This is a genomic window from Desulfitobacterium sp., from assembly GCF_035539115.1.
Lineage (GTDB): Bacteria > Bacillota > Desulfitobacteriia > Desulfitobacteriales > Desulfitobacteriaceae > Desulfitobacterium_A.
In genome coordinates, this window is the sequence record NZ_DATLJA010000039.1 from 1 (window position 1) to 17,955 (window position 17,955).

Genomic DNA, 17,955 nt, shown 5'->3' on the forward strand with positions numbered 1-17,955 from the left:
CCCCATTATCAGTCGCTGATGGACCATTACCGAATGGAGACCGCTTCCAATAATGTTTTGGTCCGACTAAGACAGGCTAAACAAATGTCTATGGATGAACGGAAAAATATTGGGGTTGAATTAACCGCAAATCAGGTTCAACTTGTAAGCGTTGATCCAGGGACGAGACAACTGACTTCACTGGAAGAGCCCTTTACGTTTGATCCAAGGCTTGCGTTTGACAGTGCATCAAGCATTGGACTTTTGACGAATCTCTCAGAACAGCAGTATCTTTTTTTTGATTATCGAGGATTTTTGCAGACGAATCCTGCAGGATCAGCTGGAACCATTGCCATAAAAGGTAACCAGACTTCACAGCTGGTGATGGTCAATATCGAGGCGGGTACAGCAAACATGGTAATTTCCTGGCCCTAAGGCTTAGTGAATCAGGTGAGGTGATTAAATGAAGCATCGTGATCAGGGAATGACAATTTTAGAAGTCGTGGTCGCGATTACGATATTCCTGATTGGCGTTGGATTTATTGCGCAAAGCAACGGCGTAGCTTTCCATTACCGAGCACGCCAGGAAATCCGACAGCAAATGATTTTTTACGCTGCAGGTCAATTGGAAGCGGCAATTGAAAAGATAGATAAGCCAACCGAGACGGATCCTCCCTTTAATACCTTCAAACCCGATGTTAAAGTAGTGAATACCTCGGTTGATGGATTACCACTTCAAGAGATCGAAGTCACAGTATCCTCGTTAACTTACCCCGAAGATGATTACCTGAAAGTTACGATGAAGACTTACCGAGTATGGCCTTAAGCGGGTGATTTAAAATGAGAACTATAAAATTTGTGCGCTCCTTTCAAAAGAAAGCCACAATAAACTCTAAAGGCTTTACCCTGATTGAAGTGATGATAGCTATCGCTATCTTTGGCTTTTTAATGTTATATGTCTCCCAAATGATGCGTGGTGAAATTCACGTGCTGAATACGGTAACACGCCAAAGTACGGTTGAACAAAATGCCCGTGTGACCATGATGCATATTCTTGATGAAATTCGTTTACATCAAGCTACATATTATGATGGAAGCACGGACTTTGATAAGGGAATTTATTTCCGTAATCCTAGCGCAGGAGCGGATACGAAAATATGTTTATTTGACCTTAATCCCACAGTACCGTTAGAGCCAAATAATCTTCCGGTAGGGACGGGGATCTATTTCGATTTAGTGAAACACGAAGTATGGTATCGTGATATTACTCAGAATCCAAATGCTAACTACCGCATAGCTGAATATATTGACTCAATCACAATTACTCCTGCTGATCAAAGTGGGCATTTGATCAAGATTAATTTGAACGCCAAGGATCCCACGTCAACGGCTAACTTTAACTTGGTGACTTGGGTTCGTCTTTATTAAGGAGGGGTAGGCGTGAGGGAACGCGGTTCGGCACTTTTAACTTCAGTTATTGCCATCATGGTACTCTTAATGATTTCCGGAGTATTGTTCACATTTGTGAACTATCAGTTTAAGTTAGAAACCTCTGAAGAAAAGGGCTTAAAGGCCTTCTATTTGGCTGAAGCAGGAATTAACTATGGGGTAGCTATGGTGCGCAATGATCCAGCGACATATTTTATGGATAACTCACCCTATTTGACCAAGAAGGACTTGGTTACTAAGATTAATCCTTTTGACCCTCAAGATAAAGGAGAATTTGATGTTTCTCTGGAAATACATCCCTCGGAACAAAATTATACTTTTACGTTAACCAGCATTGGATATTATCCGGATAAGCAAGGAATTATACGCGTACTTGAGGAACAGTATACTTATCCCAAACATTAGTTCAACCTTAGCGAAGCTCTGAGCCTAAAGGAGGTGGAGGTTATGAAAATAAAAAAAATATCCCTTCTTTTACCGATTATGGCTATCCTAAGTGTGTGCTTTTTTGTAAAACCAGTTTGGGCGGATTCGGCTAAAGCGATTACCCTTCAGGACACTTCCACTTTCATTGGAACAAATAAAGTGAATGATATTGGCAATAATCACCAAAGCAATATCAAGACTACAATTTGGGCTTTTTCGACAAATCCGAGTCAGAAGAACGATGCTATTGTAGACTCTGATGTTACGCTAACAATTTACCTTGAAAATTCGCAGAACCAGAGAATTGGTGATCCGTATTTTATCACAATTCCTGCAAATGAATCTGCCGGCTCTGTAGATGTTATTTTTCCAACAAGTGGGCAATGGAAAATCTACGCTGAGGGCGTTATTAATAGTAAGAATGATAAGAAGCAAATAGCAGTTAATTATACGACCAACTTATTCTGGGTAGGGCTTCAACTGAATTTATCCCCCTCCGATGCTAGTGTGATTTCTGGCCAAACACAGCAGTTTACAGCGACTTTAAATTATCCGAATAATACTTCTAAAAATGTAAGTAACAGTGTTGCGTGGGCGAGTTCAGAGCCCAATTTTGCCACCATAGATTCTACGGGTTTGGCAACTGGGATCTCGCCAGGAACAGTAACCATAACTGCTACAGATCCATTTTCAGGGTTGATTACAGGGGCACAACTCGTAGTAAAACCTAATAGAGGATTCGAAATAATTCCGTCAACTTCAACGCTTAACGTTGGCGATACTCAAGAATTTCGAGCATACTACTTTTATTACGATGGAAATAATCGAGTGACTAAGGATGTATCAGATTTAACGATTTGGTGGTCTTCTGATCCATCAATAGTAAAAATTAATTCATTTAATTTATCTTTGGGGAAAACGGCTTCTGCAACGGCTATAAAGCCTGGGACAAGTACGATCAATGCGTATTGTTTTTATATTGATATTGGGTCATGGACTTCTGATATGGGAACTGCTACAACGTCTCTTTCAGTTGAGCAATTGACAATTATCCCTTCTGAACCTCAGACGATCGATATAGGGAAAACTCTGCAATACCAAGTAACGCTAACTGATTCTAATCTCCAAACTCAAGATGTCACAAATTCTGCCCAATGGACAAGCTCGAATTTATCGGTTGCGAGTGTAACCAATGTGGACAATAAAGTGTTGGCTACGGGTTTATCGCCCGGTGAAACAACGATAACTGTAACCTACAATGGAATGAGTGCCTCTGCTGACCTCAAGGTAGAGCAGTTAGAGATTATCCCTCAAAATCAAACGATTAATATAAATGATCCGCTGCAATACGCTGCAAAAATAACTCATTATGATCTGCAGACCGAAGAGGTCACCAATTCTGCTCAATGGACTAGCTCAGTTCCAACGGTTGCGATTATAGACAATGAAAATAAAAAAGGCTTAGCAACAGGTCTATCGGCCGGGACCACAACGATCACTGCATCCTACAATGGAATGAGTGCTTCTACAACCTTGATTGTTCAGAAAGCGCAAACCCTCGACCATTTCGGCTTCATTAGTACTCCGAGTTTAAAGCTCCGGTACGATGTAGATCCGGCAAATGCTTATCAATCAACCTGGTCATATCTCGGGGAGCCCATGCTTCTTGACGTATACTTACAGGCTTATACAAAAGCTGGAGCTCCCATCAAAGATTATGTTTGGGATACCACGTGGTTTGGAAGTGCTGCGAATTGGGATATTGCCTGTTTTGATCCACTAACGCTTGTTAATCCTTCTTATTTTAGATATTCTATGCTCAGTAGTCCTACTATTGATGGGAATTCAATATTGCATGTGCAGTTCGTCATTTATCAGGATGATGCCATTAAAGAGAAGGTCATCCGCAATGTAAGTCTAACTGTAAAACCGAAGGATAGGCCGGATGTTACGCCTTTGGCACCAACGCAAGCTGCGGTGCAGAATCAAGGGACAACATTTACCTTATATGGTGGGCAGATTCGTGTTGCCCAGGATTATTTCTACCAATCTATTGGTAACGCTCAAGTGTATGTGGAAAAATATGATGATAGTCAAGGTAAATTTGTTCAGAACCAAGAAGATTCTCAGACCTCAGTGAGTACATGGGATTTAAGTGGGACAACAGTTTCGACACCCGATTTTAAATTCCGAGCGGGAAGTGGCGTGGTTACTGTTAGCAGTGAGGCTAGTAATGTGACGAAAACGCTTACACCAACAGGCATTCCCTCGTATTTGAAATCAGTTTCAGGTATCTTAACATGGGGGCAAATTGTCAAATACCCTCCTCCTCAGCAAGTTGAGGGGCCAGTTTGGGAGAAGGAACTTCTCCCTTAAGGATATCTAGCTTTATAGAGGAGATTAAGCATCTTGAAGAAGAAAAAGTGGGTCGCCTTCGTGCGCGGAAATCGTTGGGTGATCGCTAAAGTGAAAGTAGCGCAGCGTAAAACGACCCTGAATATTTTAGCTCTAAGTGAATATGAGCAAGAAGAAGCGGAGTCGCCAGTCTCTAAAATTCTAAAACTGAGGACGTGGCTTAAAAAGAAAAAAGTACCGCTCAAGAAATTAGAGTTCACCTTATCTTGCCCAGGTGTGATCACGCGGATGATTACTCTGCCTGTGCTTTCTGACAAAGATTTAGAGAAATTGTTGACTGAACAGGTTGCGCAATATTTTACGGTCAATATTGAAGATTATTTGGTGGATTACCGGATTGTTGAGCAGATCGAGGATGAGGGACAAAAACGACTCAAGGTTCTTGTCACCGCCTTACCGAAGTATCATTGGGAACCGATGTGGACGATGTGGCAAGAAGTTGGGCTGGAACCGAAAGTCGTCGACTTAGCGTCAGATTGTTTAGCTCGGCTGTATGCTCGGTTAAGCAGGCGAACCCTGAAAAAAAATTCTGGGGAGCAACCCAAAGATTTGGCCATCGTAGATATCAACTCGGATGGGGTTGAATTTCTTTTGCTGGAACATGGAGTTTTCTTCCTCTATTCAGATTTAGCGGCAGATCTAGCAGAGTTGCCACAATATCTAGAAGAAACCCCGCAGGATCCTGAACAAGCAGAGCGTGTTCAGTTGGAATTGGCACAGACGTTTAGTCCAGTTTTTAGAACCTTAGCGGAATTCTTAAGTTTTTTTGCCATGCGACACTTTGGAAAAAACGTGGATGAAATTTATCTCACCGGAGAATTAGCCCCTTTACCGTATCTAGCGGAACTCTTTGAGACGGAATTAGAAATTCCCACACATTTAGGATTCATAGATGAATGGAAACCTTCCTATGGCAGAAAAGTGAAGTTCTCCGAAAACGGTTGGGTAAAGTATGGCAGCCTGTATGGGTTAGCCTTGCGGGAGGACTAAATGCGAGAAAATAAGGATTTTAATTTTGCACTACGCTGGGAACAGATTCAAGCTCTTCAAAGCGGAGTCCATCAGGCACGTCGGAAACGCCGGATTATTTTGCGAATTGGGGGAGGAGTTCTTGGGTTAGCTCTCTTGGGAAGTTTACCTTGGATTTGGTCGTATAAAATCCAATACGGCCTTAACGCCATGAATCAGAAAATCAGTGCTCTGAGCGAGGTTGATCAACAAGTTAAGAAGGTTGATGATCTCAAGGTTCAGATGCAAAATCAACAGCAAATGATTAACCTAGTTCAGCAGAATACGGTAGATCCTGGTCCCCTCCTCGAAAAGTTAAAGGATCTTCTTCCGGCAGGAACGACGATCTCTTCTTTTTCCCTGCAACCAGATAAAAGCGTCAAGATGACGCTCAGTGTACCGACTCCTGTCGATGTTGCGCGCTTCTGGCTTAGCTTCCAGAACTCGGGGTTGTTTGAAAAAGTCGATATTAAGACGGTTTCACTAGAGGATAAAATTCAGAAAATGTCTTTAGATCTTAAATTAAAGTAATGACCAAAATTAAACGGAATAGACAGACAGGTAGGTGAACTCGTCTGAAAAAGGAACAATTTGAGAAGGTAATCTTAGCAGGTATAGTAATCGCAGGCGTCATCTATGCCTACGTGACTTATCTTTTTTTACCTCAGTGGGCGACTTTGCAAGCGCAAAGCCAAGAGCTGACAAAACGAGAAGCTTATTATCAAAAATTACAGGAGGCTCAGTCTAATCTTCCCCAACTTCAGAAAGAGGCTCAGGGTTTACAGAGCAAAATGCAACAGCAGAGTACACAGATGCATGGGAAGCTAGACAATGCCCAACTCCTAGTCGATTTATATGTCTTAGCGAAACAAGAGGGGGTGAATCCTCAATCGTTAACTTTTGATAGTGTTCAAAATATAGAAAGTTATCAAGAGATCAATATGAGCTTTACGTGTGAGGGTTCACCCGCTTCTGTACTTACCCTCATCCAAAATTTACAGCAAGGGTCCTCTCTCCGAGTTGCGGTAAGAGGTGTTAATTTGTCAACACAAAAAGGGGTAATGAAAGCGGAGCTGAAACTCGCAGCCTACTCCAGTCCAAGTTCGAGCTTGACTCCTGGCACCAAGCCCGCTTTTATGAAATCATCATTCGGGGTCGATTCGCCGGCGAAAATGTTTACCCCATAAGCTGATCTCAAAAAGTACTGAAAATTCTCAATGGGAAAAGCAGAATTCCCCCTCTCAGCGCATAGAAATTAAAACAAGGCGCGAAAGGGGTGGGACAACATGTTGACGGAAATCTTAGCGGTCAGTATTGCTTTATCAGTGCTTAAAGGGGTAACCCTTCTTGTATCGTATATTAATAATAATGCATTTCCCCAGCCTCTGAATGAAGTGGACGAAGCCCGCTATCTACAAATTCTACGAGCAATCAAAAGTCCGGATTGTGAGGTGAAAGATTTAAGGCAGGTCGAACATGCCCGGAATGAACTCGTTGAGCATAATCTCCGTTTGGTGGCCCATCTTGTGAAGAAGTTCGATGGCACTGGGGAAGACAGTGATGATTTAATTTCGATCGGTACGATTGGCTTAATTAAGGGAATTGATACCTTTAATCCGGCGAAGGGGACGAAATTGGCGACCTATGCCGCTCGCTGCATTGAGAACGAAATTCTGATGCATCTGCGGTCTCTTAAGAAGTCGCGCGGAGAAGTTTCAATCTACGATCCAATTGGGGTTGATAAGGAAGGTAATGAAATTTCGCTGATGGACGTTTTAGCCTCACAGGGCGAAGCGATCTCGGATAAAGTGGAAAACGAATTTGAACAACGTGCCCTTTTGGATAAAGTAAAAAAGCTCACCCGTCGGGAGCGCTTGGTGCTTGAGCTTCGCTACGGGCTGATGAACAATCCACGCAGGACTCAACGTGAGATCGCGAGAGCTTTAGGCATATCCCGTTCATATGTCTCGAGAATAGAAAAGAAAGCTATTCAAAAGCTCATGATTGAAATGGAAGATCATAATCCTAGAAAATAATCAGGGGATAGAGTAAGTCAGGCGGTATAGCCTGGCTTACTCTATCCCATCTACCATCGTTGTCGATAACAATCTATTTTATGAACGATATTCAAGGATTGACTTAAAGAAGAAAATTGATTAAACTTAAAAAAGAGTAGAATATTCAGTTTATTATGGGAATGGAAGTTATCGATAGTTCAGAGGGGTGGGACTTTGTTGCGAAAGGTTAACCCGGGGCATATTTCAGCTTTAATAGATCTCGTTAATCATGGACCGTATTTTGAACTCTTATCAATGGTCATTAAAGACTTAGGTGTGGGGTACTGCCTCTTAGAAGTTGATTTAGAAAGAAAACATCATAATCCCTTTGGTGCTACTCATGGCGGAGTTTATGCTTCAGTAGTGGATACTGCCGCATATTGGTCAACCTATTGTGAACAGGATGAAGATACTGGATTAGTTTCGTTGGATCTTAAAATGAACTATTTAGCCCCAATCAGCTCCGGTAAAATCCTTGTTAAGGGGAAAAAAATCAAGGTCGGCAAAACGATAAGTTTAGCGGAAGCGGCAGTCACCAATCTTGAAGGGAGAATTCTGGCCCAGGGAACATCAACTTTGATGATCACTCCAGGCATGCAAACGATCAATCAAGCTATTGGATTATCACAGGGAGAGAGTTTACCTCCTAAATTCATCGACTAAAAGATACCAATGGACTTGTAAATGATTTAACGAGAAGAGGGGTAGAAAATGAAGAAAATTCTAGGTCTAGTGGCTTCTCAACGCAAGCTCGCCAATGGTGAAATTCTGACCAAAGAGGTGGCGGCTGCGGCTGGAGAGGATTGTCAATTGGAGCTCATCAGATTGGCTGATCTAAAGTTGGATCTATGCCGCGGATGTTATACTTGCCTGATACCCGGTAAACAATGTTCCCAAAATGATGACCTGTATTTTTTGTTAGAAAAGATAAAAGCTGCCGACGGAATCATTCTTTCCGCTCCTTGTTATGTTCTTGGGCCTGCTGCAGTGACCAAAGTGTTGGCGGATCGCATGATTGCCCTGACTCAATATATCGATGATTTGTGGGGCAAGCCCTGTGTGGTTATCGCTACTTATGGCATCGAGGGATGGGACGGCTATACGTTAACCGCGCTTAACGCCATGGCCAGGTTCATGGGATTTGGGCTGAAAGACAGTCATGCGTTCTTTGGAGCTTTACCTGGTGAAGGAATTATAAGTTCTGAAGCCTTATCCCGAGTTCAGGAAATGGGTCAATCTTTGTTTGGCGAAGCGCGACAAGCCAAGCGAGGAGAGTGTCCAACGTGTTGGTCGGAAATATGGAAATTTCCCGAACCTACGACAGCAGTTTGCCCGATCTGTGGTCAATCAGCACGTCTGGTTCCAGGCGAAAAAGGGATCGAATGGATTTATGGTGATTCGCAGCGCATGTTTGATAAAGAGCATTTAAAGGAACATTTCCAGGGCTGGTTACGCGGCAAAGTTCAGGAATTCATTTCCCGCCGCAAGGAGTTGGCGGTAATACGAGATCCCTATAAAGGAAAGGATACCTGGCTTAGTCCTCCACAGGAGTAGTTCTGGTAATAATCGAATAGACCTAGGTTCCATGAACACTCCCTTTTTATCGGGAGTGTTTTTCATTAGAAAAGTTCAATGGGCTGTAAATAGTGCAGGAATAGAAGAGGGTAACGAAGAAATAATGACTATTCTAAAAACTTCACGAAAGACCAAAAGAGACCAGAAGCTACACGACCCAAATTTTGAAGAATAGAATATAGCCTAGAGATGTGAAAGTGAGCTTGCTACAGCTTGCGTGCTGGGATATAATAAGTAAAAACTGGCGACTTTGGGGGGTAACATGTTCGAACTATTTACACCCACCTTTCAAGCACAATCCTTGGATGACATATCCGTTGAACGATTGGCTGAGAGTGGAATTCATGGACTGATCATTGATTTAGATAATACCATGACCCCTTGGAATGACTTGGAGGTTGGGCCCAAAGTCGTCGAGTGGTTTGAAAAACTTCATGCAACGGGTATTAAAGCTTGTGTGGTATCGAATAACAAAAAGAAACAACGGGTAGCGGTCGTCGCCGAACGCTTAGGGATTCCTTTCATTTTTCGGGCGACTAAGCCGCGTCGGCGGGCATTTCGGGCGGGAATGAAGATCCTAGGTACTGGACAAAAGGATACGGTGGTCATTGGAGATCAACTGTTTACAGATATTATGGGAGGAAATCGCTTAGGCCTTTCGACCATTCTTGTCTTACCGATCAGTGATCGGGAGTTTATCGGTACGCGCTTGATGCGCATGGCCGAGCGGGTTCTCATCTGGTTCATCAAACGATTGACAACAGCTAAGCTCCATAGTCCAAAAGCCCGCTGATTGGAATAAGAAACGGAATGGGGTACCATTCCGTTTTGTTAAATTTATCGTCAAAAAATCGAAAGGAGAAGGGATTTTGGAAAAACATTTTGCGGTTATCGGCAATCCAATTGCACATTCCCTTTCTCCAGCGATGCATCGTGGAGGCTATCGAGAACTGGAATTAGAGGCTGATTATTTACGACTCCAGGTTGAACCCAGTGCGTTGTCCCAAGCGGTTCAAGGCTTGAAAGCTGTAGGCTTCACAGGGTGGAATGTTACAGTACCCTTTAAAGAACAGATTATTCCTTTGCTCGACGAGTTGACTCCTGAAGCCTTGGAAGCAGGCGCAGTTAACACCGTTAAAGTGCAAGAGGATGGACGATTACTCGGACATAACACGGATGGACAAGGGTTTATTCATTCGCTACAAGACGATTTAAAGTTAGAAAAAGGCATACAAGTTGTAATTTTAGGAGCGGGTGGAGCGGCGAAAGGAATCGCTATGGCGCTCTTGCCTTATGAAGTGAAAATCACCGTTTTAAATCGGACCCCAGAACGTGCTCAAAAACTTGTAGAGTTAATTAATAGCCATGGAGGGGAAGCGCTTGTCCAATCTTGGGGAAATGGAGACTGGCTTAAATCTGCTCAATTATTAATTCAAACGACATCTCTCGGTTTAAGACAGGAGAAGTATCCCTTTTCCCTAAAAGGAATTTCTGCGGAAACACTGGTTGTTGATATTATCTTTAATCCTTGGGAAACCCCATTTTTACGGGAAGCACGGGAGCTGGGCTGCCGTACGCTGAATGGAGCGGGAATGCTTCTTTACCAAGGTGCTCTCGCCTGGGAATTTTGGCTCGGGGGACAAGCCCCGGTTGAGGGTATGAAAAAAGGGTTATTGGAGGCGCTACCGAAAAAAGGATAGGGGGAGCTTTTGATGCTAAGCCGTTCACGTTCGGGCTATACCCTAATTGAGTTGCTGCTCGTGCTTGTCCTTCTTTCCGGCGCAGGCTTTGTTTTATTGGTAAAGCTGCCTGTCCAACAGAATGAACGAAATTTAGCATTAGCATCAACCCAACTTGTCCAGGAAATACGTGATACTCGCCAGGCAGCGCTTTCCGAGCGTACGTGGTACGAGGTTAAATTTTTCTATGCTGAGGGTTTTTATCGGATTACCCGCGAAGGCAAACCGCTTAAGGATATTTATCTGCCTAAGGGAGTAATTATGGAAAATGCCCCTGCAGATTTCAGATTTTATGCGTCGGGATCCCCGAATATCGGCGGGACAATTAATTTAAAGGCGGACAAATTAAAAAGGAATGTGATTATGATGCCCGTAACAGCCAGGGTTCGCGAAGAAATCGTGAATTGATCCAAAATTATAGAGCAGATCAACATAACTAAGCGGAGGGAATAGTGATGTTACGTTACTTAACAGCAGGAGAATCGCATGGGCCTAAACTGACCGGAATTGTGGAAGGGTTACCATCCGGGTTAACGCTTTCGAAGCAGGAAATCGACCGAGCGCTCCAGGAAAGACAAAAAGGTCCGGGCCGAGGCGGAAGAATGAAGATAGAGCAGGATGAAGTGCTTATTACGGCTGGTGTTCGTGGCGAATTGACGACAGGAGCCCCAATCGCGTTGGAAGTAAAGAACCGGGATTGGGCGAACTGGGAAAACGTAATGACCTCAGGAAAAGACGTAGATTGGGAGAGTAAGAAAGTACTAGCCCCGCGTCCAGGACATGCAGATCTAACAGGGTCACTTAAATATCGGACGGAGATACGGAATGTTTTGGAACGGGCAAGTGCGCGCGAGACTGCAATGCGGGTGGCTGTGGGTAATCTTGCTCGTCAGTTATTAACGGATTTAGGGGTTCAAATCCGTGGCCGTGTCGTTACCGTGGGATCCGTTGATCTACATTGGGAGAATACCGAACAAGAATGGGAGCGCGTAGCCCAGTCAGAATGGAAAGTCGGGGATTTGGACGGAGAACAGCGTTTATTTGAACAGCTTGCCGAGGCTAGGCGTTTAGGGGAATCTTTGGGTGGGATATTAGAGATTCAGGTTTTGAACCTGCCGGCTGGACTCGGTTCCTATGTTCAATGGGATCGTAAATTGGACGGAAGATTAGCACATGCTGTCTTATCGGTGCAGGCGATGAAAGGTGTTTCCTTTGGATTAGGCTTTGAGGCAGCGAAGCGTTTCGGCTCTGAGGTTCACGACCCGATTGTTTATTGTTCGGGCGAAGGGTATAAACGGACGCAGAACAATGCCGGAGGAATTGAAGGTGGAATGACCAATGGGGAGCCCGTGATCCTTCAAGCCGCGATGAAACCCATTCCCACTCTTTATCATCCTTTAAGAACGGTAAACCTGGAAACGAAGGCGGAAGTTCAGGCGAGCATTGAACGTAGTGATATTTGTGCTGTACCAGCTGCACTTGTTGTCTTAGAACACGTGGTTGCCTGGGAAATCACTCAAGCCGTTTTGGAGAAATTTCCAGCCGATACGATGCTCGAATTGAAAAGGGTTTGGCAGGAGTACCGCGAATATTTGAAATTACAGTAAAAGAGCAAGCTGGTTGAGAGTGGGGTTGAGGGCGTGAATATAGAAAATATAGTTTTAATTGGTTTTATGGGAACTGGAAAGACTTCGGTAGGTAAAAGGTTGGCTAAGCATTTGAACTGGGATTTTCTTGATACCGATGCTGCCATTGAAGAAATTAGCGAGATAAGTGTCCCGGAAATATTCCGCAAACATGGAGAAACGCGATTCCGCTCGGAAGAAACAGTTTTGATTAAACACTTGTTGGGACGGAAAAAGCTGGTCATTGCAACCGGTGGCGGTACCCCCTTGCAGCCAGAAAACTGGGAGGCCCTCTCTCAGCTCGGACTCATTATTGCGTTATTTGCACCCATTGATACCATTCTCGAGCGCATTGGGAATCGAAATGATCGTCCTCTCCTTAAAGCAGGCCGAGAAGAAGACCAACGGCTCTTGCTTTCTAGGCAGCCGATTTATAATCAAGCGGATCTCATTATTGACACTACAGAACTCGATATTGATGAAGTCGTCGATGAGATTCTTGGCAAAATCGAGGGGAGAATTAAAGATGAAACAAAAAATTGAGGTGGCCTCCTCGCGTCCCTATTCCATATTTTTAGGGACGACCCTCGAAGAGTTAGGCGCATACTTGGAGGAGAAAGTTGGCAGATCACAACATCTGCTCATTGTGACTCATCCCCAGGTCGGGGAATATTATTTGGAACGTTTACTCAAAGGGCTTTCAGCTTTTCGCTGTGATGTTTTAGTTGTTCCTCCCGGAGAAGAGGAAAAATCACTCGAACGGCTCAGCGCCTTAACTTCCGAAGCGGTTGCTTACGGTGCGGATCGCCATAGTGTGGTTCTTGCCCTTGGAGGTGGAGTTATTGGCGATCTCGCAGGTTTTTTTGCCAGTGTGTTTATGCGAGGAATTCGTTTCGTCCAGATCCCAACGACGTTACTCGCGCAAGTGGATAGCAGCATTGGTGGGAAAACAGCGGTCAATCATCCGGCTGGTAAGAACCTCTTAGGTGCTTTTTATCCCCCGCTTGTCGTGTGGACGGATTTTTCAACCCTACAAACGCTACCGTGGGAAGAAGTCCAAAATGGTCTGGCCGAAACGATCAAACATGCCGTGATTGCTGATCCTGAGCTTTTTTCCTTTTTGCAAAGCCATCAACCAGAAATCCTAGCTTGGACACCCGAAATTTACAAGGAGCTAACTGTGCGTTCTCTTCAAGTCAAAGTCAAATTAGTGATGGAAGATGAGAAGGAAAAGGGACAACGGATGCTTTTAAATTTAGGGCATAGTTTCGGACATGCGCTGGAGACGGAGGCTGCTTATCAGGAAATTTCCCATGGCCAAGGGGTCAGTATTGGCATGATCGCCGCGACTTATCTGGCCGAAGCACGAGGATTAATAAATCCGGAAGAGGTTAAGAGTATTTTGAACTTAGTCAAAGGCTTAGGGTTACCGGTCAGCATTCAGGGTAAAGATCCTGAAGTTCTCCTCCGCCTGATGGAAGCAGACAAGAAAAACCAAGATGGCCAGAAAGTTCTGATTCTGCCCGAGAAGATTGGTCATGCTTTAGTGGTACGAGACGCTCGTGATGAGGAGATTCTTCGGGCGTGGGAAAAGGTTATAACAGAATAGGAATTCATTGTATTCAAGTTTTGCCGCCTTTTAGGGCGGTTTTTTCTTACTAACAGAAAGTATAAGTTTTGGGCAGATAGCATAAGTGCAACCAGCGGTTTTCGCTTTCGCAAGCTCGGCGAAAGCCGGGTTTTCTTTATACTAACAGAAAGTATAAATTTGGGGGCAGGCAGATAGTATAAGTGCAACCAGCGGCTTTCATTCTCCTTGGTTAAACTATAGGTGGCTCTTGCCAACTTGAGAGGGTAAGGCAATGCTGAAGAGCAACCTGAGCGCTCGGTTGGTTTCTGCTGAAGGAAAGGGGAGCAACACAATATTTGTTCCCTTTCCTATTTATATTTCCAGCTACACGAAGTAAACGGCTTAACTATTACCGGATCTACGTGAATATTACGGTTTAAAGTTCCACCCGTTCGGAAGGTTGGTTCCAACTATTCCGGACGGATGTTCCAATGGTTCCGGGACGGAACCTTAGTGATTCGTTCACGATTAGCTTCACGTTGGGCAACGTATGGATTTACCCCAAATAGAATCAACCTTTCATAGGTTAATGAAGTAGCTCGTTTTAAAAATACTTTGGAAGCCGAATCCATAATAGGAATATCGCACAGTAACATCAGTCACTGCATACGTGGTAAAACAGATACTGCAGGCGGGTATGTGTAGGAAAGATTTTCTGTGTGAAGGTTACGGAGCTGTACAGATAAATAGTCTTAAAGGTGGTGCATAACCCTGAATCAGGGACTAGGCAGGGGAGGTTAAAAGACCATACCCTTGGCAGCCACTTTTAAATCACCTTAGATCTAGCTTCGCAAGATCATTTTTCGTCCAGGGATACCCATTTAAGCTTGGCTGATGTTTAAAATTCTAAATCTGCAGTTGAAATATTGTAATATAAACCGTAATCATTTATAATAATATTAATAAACAAAAATTCTAAAGGAGGAATAAAAATATGAAAACTGAATTAATCGAAGATAAAATCCTAAAATTAGATAAATTCTTTCGAGATGTAAATGCTAATAGTATGCCAGGGCATTCAGGAGCTGTATGGCCGGTAATCATACGGCTGACTTTTTATCAAAATGATTATAGATAAGTACATAAGTGATGAGATAGATATTTTCCTTTACCACTTTGGAATGTATCTGGTTTATAGTAGCGATGACCGCCATTATAGACAGGAAAAAGAGTTAGTGAATTAGAACAAGGAGTGTAGACCATGGCCACAGCTACAGTTCAGGTTAAAGCTTATGTGGGTACGAAAGAACTTAAAATTGCAATCGAAAAATACGCTGAAGCACTCGAAAAACCAGTTTGGGAAGTTATCGCTGAAACCTGGACGAAGATGCTGGCCAGTGGGAATTTTAATATTTCGGTGAATACACTTTATGAGGAATCCAGTGAAACTGGCATTGCTCGCCGAAAAAACCAGGCTCACCGATGTTTTAGTCTTACTATGCCCCCGGATCTGATATCATCGGTCGATGATATCCTTCTTAACCTTAAAAAAAAGAGTAATAAGCGTGGTATTAACCGCAGCTCATGGACACAGGAAGCCATTCGTCGTTATTTAGAACCTGAGCTGATTGTTCAAGGATACTTAGATATTTCTCAGTTTAAAGATAAACGCCAGGCCGCTATAAACCTAGTTACTTTTAGAGAAAGTCTAAAATTAAGTCGTTCGGAATTCCTAGATAAATATCTTACGGTAAACGGTCAGCTCTTGCTTAGTTATCCGCAGTATTCCGTGATTGAACGCATTGGGAAAGGGAATATCGACCGAATCTTAGACAGAATATCTGTAGTAACAGAGAATAATATTAATAAAGATGCTTTCTATCAAGCCCCTCCGGACTTCAATAAATATCTAAATAAACTTTAAAAGGAGTTGAGTTTATGCCCATCCCTCATCAAACGGATAAAAAATATACGTATGCAGATTATTTAACCTGGCCAGAAAATGAACGCTGGGAAATCATCGATGGAACTGCTTATATGCAATCAGCTCCAACCTGGCAGCATCAAAGCATATCCAGAGAATTACTGTTACAGTTTGGTGAGTATTTGCGTAATAGACCATGCCAGGTCTTTGCAGCACCCTTCGATTTAAGATTACCTGAATCTGAGGAAAAGGATGAGGATGTTACTAGCGTCCTCCAGCCGGATATTACTATAGTGTGCGATTCCTCCAAGCTGAAAGGAACGGGCTATTACGGAACACCAGACCTGATCATTGAAATCATCTCCCCGTCCACTGGCAAAATGGACCGGCTCTATAAGTTCAATAAGTATGAAAAAGCCGGCGTTAAAGAGTATTGGATTGTGGAACCAGAGAACAAGCTTGTGAGTGTATTTATCCAGCAGGAAAATCAAAGATACGGTAGACCCGATGTATATTCAGAAGAAGACAAAATTAAAGTAAGCATTTTTCCAGATCTCGTAATTGATTTAAAACCCGTTTTTGGATATACGGATTGAAACATCTTCAATCAATATCAATAATTCGTTCTCTTGTTAAAAGAGAACTTTTTTTTATACTAACAGAAAGTATAAATTTTTGGCAGATAAACTCTAAGTGCAACCAGCGGTTTTCGCTTTCCTACGATGCACGTAGTTAAGTCCGGCAGGATAAGGCGACTAAGGCCATCGCTTTGGCGCTGGCCAAGTCTTCTTTATCGCAAAGCTCGGCGAAAGCCGGGTTTTCTTTATACTAACAGAAAGTATAAGTTTTGGGCAGATAGCATAAGTGCAACTAAGGCTTCCGCCTACGCTAGAAGCTTGGCGCAAGCCAAGTTTTCTTTAACATTCAAGCGAACATGGGTTCTACTGATCTATGATCAGATTCCCTTATTTTGTGTTTAATTTCGACACGAGTGCGGATATGTCGCAGAAATATGTTTTAAAACTAGGGAGTATAACTTATCTTTAAAGAATGAGATAAATTATGTCGAAGGTCACTTAAAAAAAGAGGAATACGAGCAGAGATAGGTAAATAGTAAATTACAACATCTTGGAAAGTCAAATTATACATAAATGACGAGGCTAACGTCGAGTAGAGGTGAGATGATGAAGATTAAGCAGGTGGAAGTGGCTTCGCAAATGAATGATGTAGCGGTAGAAGAATTCGTTAAGAATTCGAGGCGCGCAACTTGCGCGGCAGCAAAGTCCGCTGGCTTTACGCTACTTGAAGTGTTACTTACGCTTACGGTTTTTGGGATGATTCTTGCTCAAGTTACACCGAAATATGGTTCCTCCATACTTTTCTCTCGGGATCAAGCACAGCAAGCTAACTCGATACGAATCAAGGGAGCAGTTGAAATTTATCGATTGGATACCGGAGTTTTTCCGAACCGTCTGGAAGATCTGGTTTCTTCACCGCCGGAGGTTCATGGGTGGCGTGGCCCTTATCTTGAAAAGATCCCCCTTCAGCCGGATGGACAACCCTATTTCTTGGATGCGCAGGGACGCGTAGGAACTTAAGCAATGCAGAGTGAAAAGAAGTGGGAAAGAAGAAAAAATGGTTTTGTCTTAATCGATGTGCTTATCGCCCTATTCCTTTGGACAATGAGTTTCGCAGCACTTTATGGCTTAACTGAAGGGGCTAGTCAAAATTCTCGAGATGCTTTGGTGACTACAGAAGCAGCTAATCTGGCCCAAAATCTTATGGAACAGCTTTCAGCTCATCCCTGGCCGGAGAATTTCGCGGAAGGAAAATGTATACCCGGAGGTAAGGTGCAAGGCTCGGAAAACGGATTTCAATGGAGTATCCAATCCACCTGGGAATCAGAAAATGTTCTTTTGAAAGTAACAACTCAAGTGACCTGGCCGAAAAAAGGACACCTATCCACGTATGACTTAACCACGTTGTATTATTTAGAGTAGACATTCATGCCAGTGCACAGCATCAGCAGAGGATGAAAAGTTGATGGTCGTGTAGCTTCTCGCACATCCGTTTACTTAGCCGCTCCTGGGCTGGCACATTTGCTTCCGTGGGAGCTCTGCCAAACCATAGGGTATTACCTGAAGTGAACCACTGGCGCCGCTAACCCACGAAAGCTTTGTGCGCCTGA

22 protein-coding genes are annotated in these 17,955 nt (G+C 43.4%); all 22 read left to right on the top strand.

Annotated elements, in window-relative coordinates; translation table 11 throughout:
• Positions 1-414: hypothetical protein (locus tag VM640_RS07000; protein WP_325390709.1), on the top strand; the 414-nt coding region annotated here is incomplete at its 5' end.
• A gap of 28 nt (positions 415-442) precedes the next feature.
• Entirely contained in the window at positions 443-805 is a 363-nt protein-coding gene (locus VM640_RS07005; RefSeq protein WP_325390710.1) for a type IV pilus modification PilV family protein, read from the top strand.
• 14 nt (positions 806-819) lie between these two features.
• Positions 820-1,407 carry a PilW family protein gene (locus tag VM640_RS07010; protein WP_325390711.1) on the top strand — a complete coding sequence of 196 codons (588 nt, stop codon included), beginning with the start codon at positions 820-822 and terminating at the stop codon, positions 1,405-1,407.
• Positions 1,408-1,419: 12 nt separating this feature from the next.
• The gene (locus tag VM640_RS07015; RefSeq protein WP_325390712.1) at positions 1,420-1,833 is read left to right on the top strand and encodes a hypothetical protein; all 414 of its coding nucleotides are present in this window, start codon (positions 1,420-1,422) and stop codon (positions 1,831-1,833) included.
• A 42-nt stretch (positions 1,834-1,875) separates the two neighbouring features.
• Positions 1,876-4,230, top strand: a complete 2,355-nt coding sequence (locus VM640_RS07020) for an Ig-like domain-containing protein (RefSeq protein WP_325390713.1) — start codon at positions 1,876-1,878, stop codon at positions 4,228-4,230.
• Between the two features lie 33 nt (positions 4,231-4,263).
• Complete coding sequence (pilM, locus tag VM640_RS07025) at positions 4,264-5,259, top strand: type IV pilus biogenesis protein PilM (protein WP_325390714.1); 996 nt, start codon at positions 4,264-4,266, stop codon at positions 5,257-5,259.
• Complete coding sequence (locus tag VM640_RS07030; protein ID WP_325390715.1) at positions 5,260-5,808, top strand: PilN domain-containing protein; 549 nt, start codon at positions 5,260-5,262, stop codon at positions 5,806-5,808.
• A 113-nt stretch (positions 5,809-5,921) separates the two neighbouring features.
• On the top strand, positions 5,922-6,464 hold the full coding sequence (pilO, locus tag VM640_RS07035; RefSeq protein ID WP_325390716.1) for a type 4a pilus biogenesis protein PilO: 543 nt from the start codon (positions 5,922-5,924) through the stop codon (positions 6,462-6,464).
• 99 nt (positions 6,465-6,563) lie between these two features.
• Positions 6,564-7,313 carry an RNA polymerase sporulation sigma factor SigK gene (gene sigK, locus VM640_RS07040; protein ID WP_325390717.1) on the top strand — a complete coding sequence of 250 codons (750 nt, stop codon included), beginning with the start codon at positions 6,564-6,566 and terminating at the stop codon, positions 7,311-7,313.
• 198 nt (positions 7,314-7,511) lie between these two features.
• Complete coding sequence (locus VM640_RS07045; protein WP_325390718.1) at positions 7,512-7,997, top strand: PaaI family thioesterase; 486 nt, start codon at positions 7,512-7,514, stop codon at positions 7,995-7,997.
• A gap of 48 nt (positions 7,998-8,045) precedes the next feature.
• Entirely contained in the window at positions 8,046-8,888 is an 843-nt protein-coding gene (locus VM640_RS07050) for a flavodoxin family protein (RefSeq protein WP_325390719.1), read from the top strand.
• Between the two features lie 283 nt (positions 8,889-9,171).
• Positions 9,172-9,702 carry a YqeG family HAD IIIA-type phosphatase gene (locus tag VM640_RS07055; protein WP_325390720.1) on the top strand — a complete coding sequence of 177 codons (531 nt, stop codon included), beginning with the start codon at positions 9,172-9,174 and terminating at the stop codon, positions 9,700-9,702.
• 76 nt (positions 9,703-9,778) lie between these two features.
• On the top strand, positions 9,779-10,609 hold the full coding sequence (gene aroE / locus VM640_RS07060) for a shikimate dehydrogenase (RefSeq protein ID WP_325390721.1): 831 nt from the start codon (positions 9,779-9,781) through the stop codon (positions 10,607-10,609).
• A 12-nt stretch (positions 10,610-10,621) separates the two neighbouring features.
• Entirely contained in the window at positions 10,622-11,056 is a 435-nt protein-coding gene (locus VM640_RS07065) for a prepilin-type N-terminal cleavage/methylation domain-containing protein (RefSeq protein ID WP_325390722.1), read from the top strand.
• A gap of 47 nt (positions 11,057-11,103) precedes the next feature.
• Entirely contained in the window at positions 11,104-12,255 is a 1,152-nt protein-coding gene (gene aroC / locus VM640_RS07070; protein WP_325390723.1) for a chorismate synthase, read from the top strand.
• A gap of 33 nt (positions 12,256-12,288) precedes the next feature.
• Positions 12,289-12,816, top strand: coding sequence for a shikimate kinase (locus VM640_RS07075; protein ID WP_325390724.1), 528 nt, complete (start codon positions 12,289-12,291; stop codon positions 12,814-12,816).
• Positions 12,800-13,882, top strand: coding sequence for a 3-dehydroquinate synthase (gene aroB / locus VM640_RS07080; RefSeq protein ID WP_325390725.1), 1,083 nt, complete (start codon positions 12,800-12,802; stop codon positions 13,880-13,882). The genes VM640_RS07075 and aroB overlap by 17 nt, the downstream gene beginning before the upstream one ends.
• A gap of 955 nt (positions 13,883-14,837) precedes the next feature.
• Complete coding sequence (locus VM640_RS07085) at positions 14,838-14,981, top strand: hypothetical protein (protein WP_325390726.1); 144 nt, start codon at positions 14,838-14,840, stop codon at positions 14,979-14,981.
• 123 nt (positions 14,982-15,104) lie between these two features.
• Positions 15,105-15,767 (top strand): hypothetical protein, encoded by a 663-nt coding sequence (locus VM640_RS07090; RefSeq protein WP_325390727.1) that lies wholly within the window; start codon positions 15,105-15,107, stop codon positions 15,765-15,767.
• A gap of 14 nt (positions 15,768-15,781) precedes the next feature.
• The gene (locus tag VM640_RS07095; RefSeq protein ID WP_325390728.1) at positions 15,782-16,363 is read left to right on the top strand and encodes a Uma2 family endonuclease; all 582 of its coding nucleotides are present in this window, start codon (positions 15,782-15,784) and stop codon (positions 16,361-16,363) included.
• Positions 16,364-16,948: 585 nt separating this feature from the next.
• Positions 16,949-17,365 (top strand): type II secretion system protein GspG, encoded by a 417-nt coding sequence (locus tag VM640_RS07100; protein WP_325390729.1) that lies wholly within the window; start codon positions 16,949-16,951, stop codon positions 17,363-17,365.
• 3 nt (positions 17,366-17,368) lie between these two features.
• Positions 17,369-17,767 (top strand): type IV pilus modification PilV family protein, encoded by a 399-nt coding sequence (locus tag VM640_RS07105; RefSeq protein ID WP_325390730.1) that lies wholly within the window; start codon positions 17,369-17,371, stop codon positions 17,765-17,767.
• The last annotated feature ends 188 nt before the right edge of the window (positions 17,768-17,955 follow it).

Excerpts from the sequence above, each read along its gene's own strand:
- VM640_RS07050 (WP_325390719.1), top strand. The coding sequence starts at position 8,046 with ATGAAGAAAATTCTAGGTCTAGTGGCTTCTCAACGCAAGCTCGCCAAT.
- VM640_RS07090 (WP_325390727.1), top strand. The coding sequence starts at position 15,105 with ATGGCCACAGCTACAGTTCAGGTTAAAGCTTATGTGGGTACGAAAGAA.
- VM640_RS07055 (WP_325390720.1), top strand. The coding sequence starts at position 9,172 with ATGTTCGAACTATTTACACCCACCTTTCAAGCACAATCCTTGGATGAC.
- aroC (WP_325390723.1), top strand. The coding sequence starts at position 11,104 with ATGTTACGTTACTTAACAGCAGGAGAATCGCATGGGCCTAAACTGACC.
- VM640_RS07100 (WP_325390729.1), top strand. The coding sequence starts at position 16,949 with ATGATGAAGATTAAGCAGGTGGAAGTGGCTTCGCAAATGAATGATGTA.
- aroB (WP_325390725.1), top strand. The coding sequence starts at position 12,800 with ATGAAACAAAAAATTGAGGTGGCCTCCTCGCGTCCCTATTCCATATTT.
- VM640_RS07095 (WP_325390728.1), top strand. The coding sequence starts at position 15,782 with ATGCCCATCCCTCATCAAACGGATAAAAAATATACGTATGCAGATTAT.
- VM640_RS07065 (WP_325390722.1), top strand. The coding sequence starts at position 10,622 with ATGCTAAGCCGTTCACGTTCGGGCTATACCCTAATTGAGTTGCTGCTC.
- VM640_RS07010 (WP_325390711.1), top strand. The coding sequence starts at position 820 with ATGAGAACTATAAAATTTGTGCGCTCCTTTCAAAAGAAAGCCACAATA.
- sigK (WP_325390717.1), top strand. The coding sequence starts at position 6,564 with ATGTTGACGGAAATCTTAGCGGTCAGTATTGCTTTATCAGTGCTTAAA.
- VM640_RS07005 (WP_325390710.1), top strand. The coding sequence starts at position 443 with ATGAAGCATCGTGATCAGGGAATGACAATTTTAGAAGTCGTGGTCGCG.
- VM640_RS07085 (WP_325390726.1), top strand. The coding sequence starts at position 14,838 with ATGAAAACTGAATTAATCGAAGATAAAATCCTAAAATTAGATAAATTC.
- VM640_RS07030 (WP_325390715.1), top strand. The coding sequence starts at position 5,260 with ATGCGAGAAAATAAGGATTTTAATTTTGCACTACGCTGGGAACAGATT.
- VM640_RS07105 (WP_325390730.1), top strand. The coding sequence starts at position 17,369 with ATGCAGAGTGAAAAGAAGTGGGAAAGAAGAAAAAATGGTTTTGTCTTA.
- VM640_RS07020 (WP_325390713.1), top strand. The coding sequence starts at position 1,876 with ATGAAAATAAAAAAAATATCCCTTCTTTTACCGATTATGGCTATCCTA.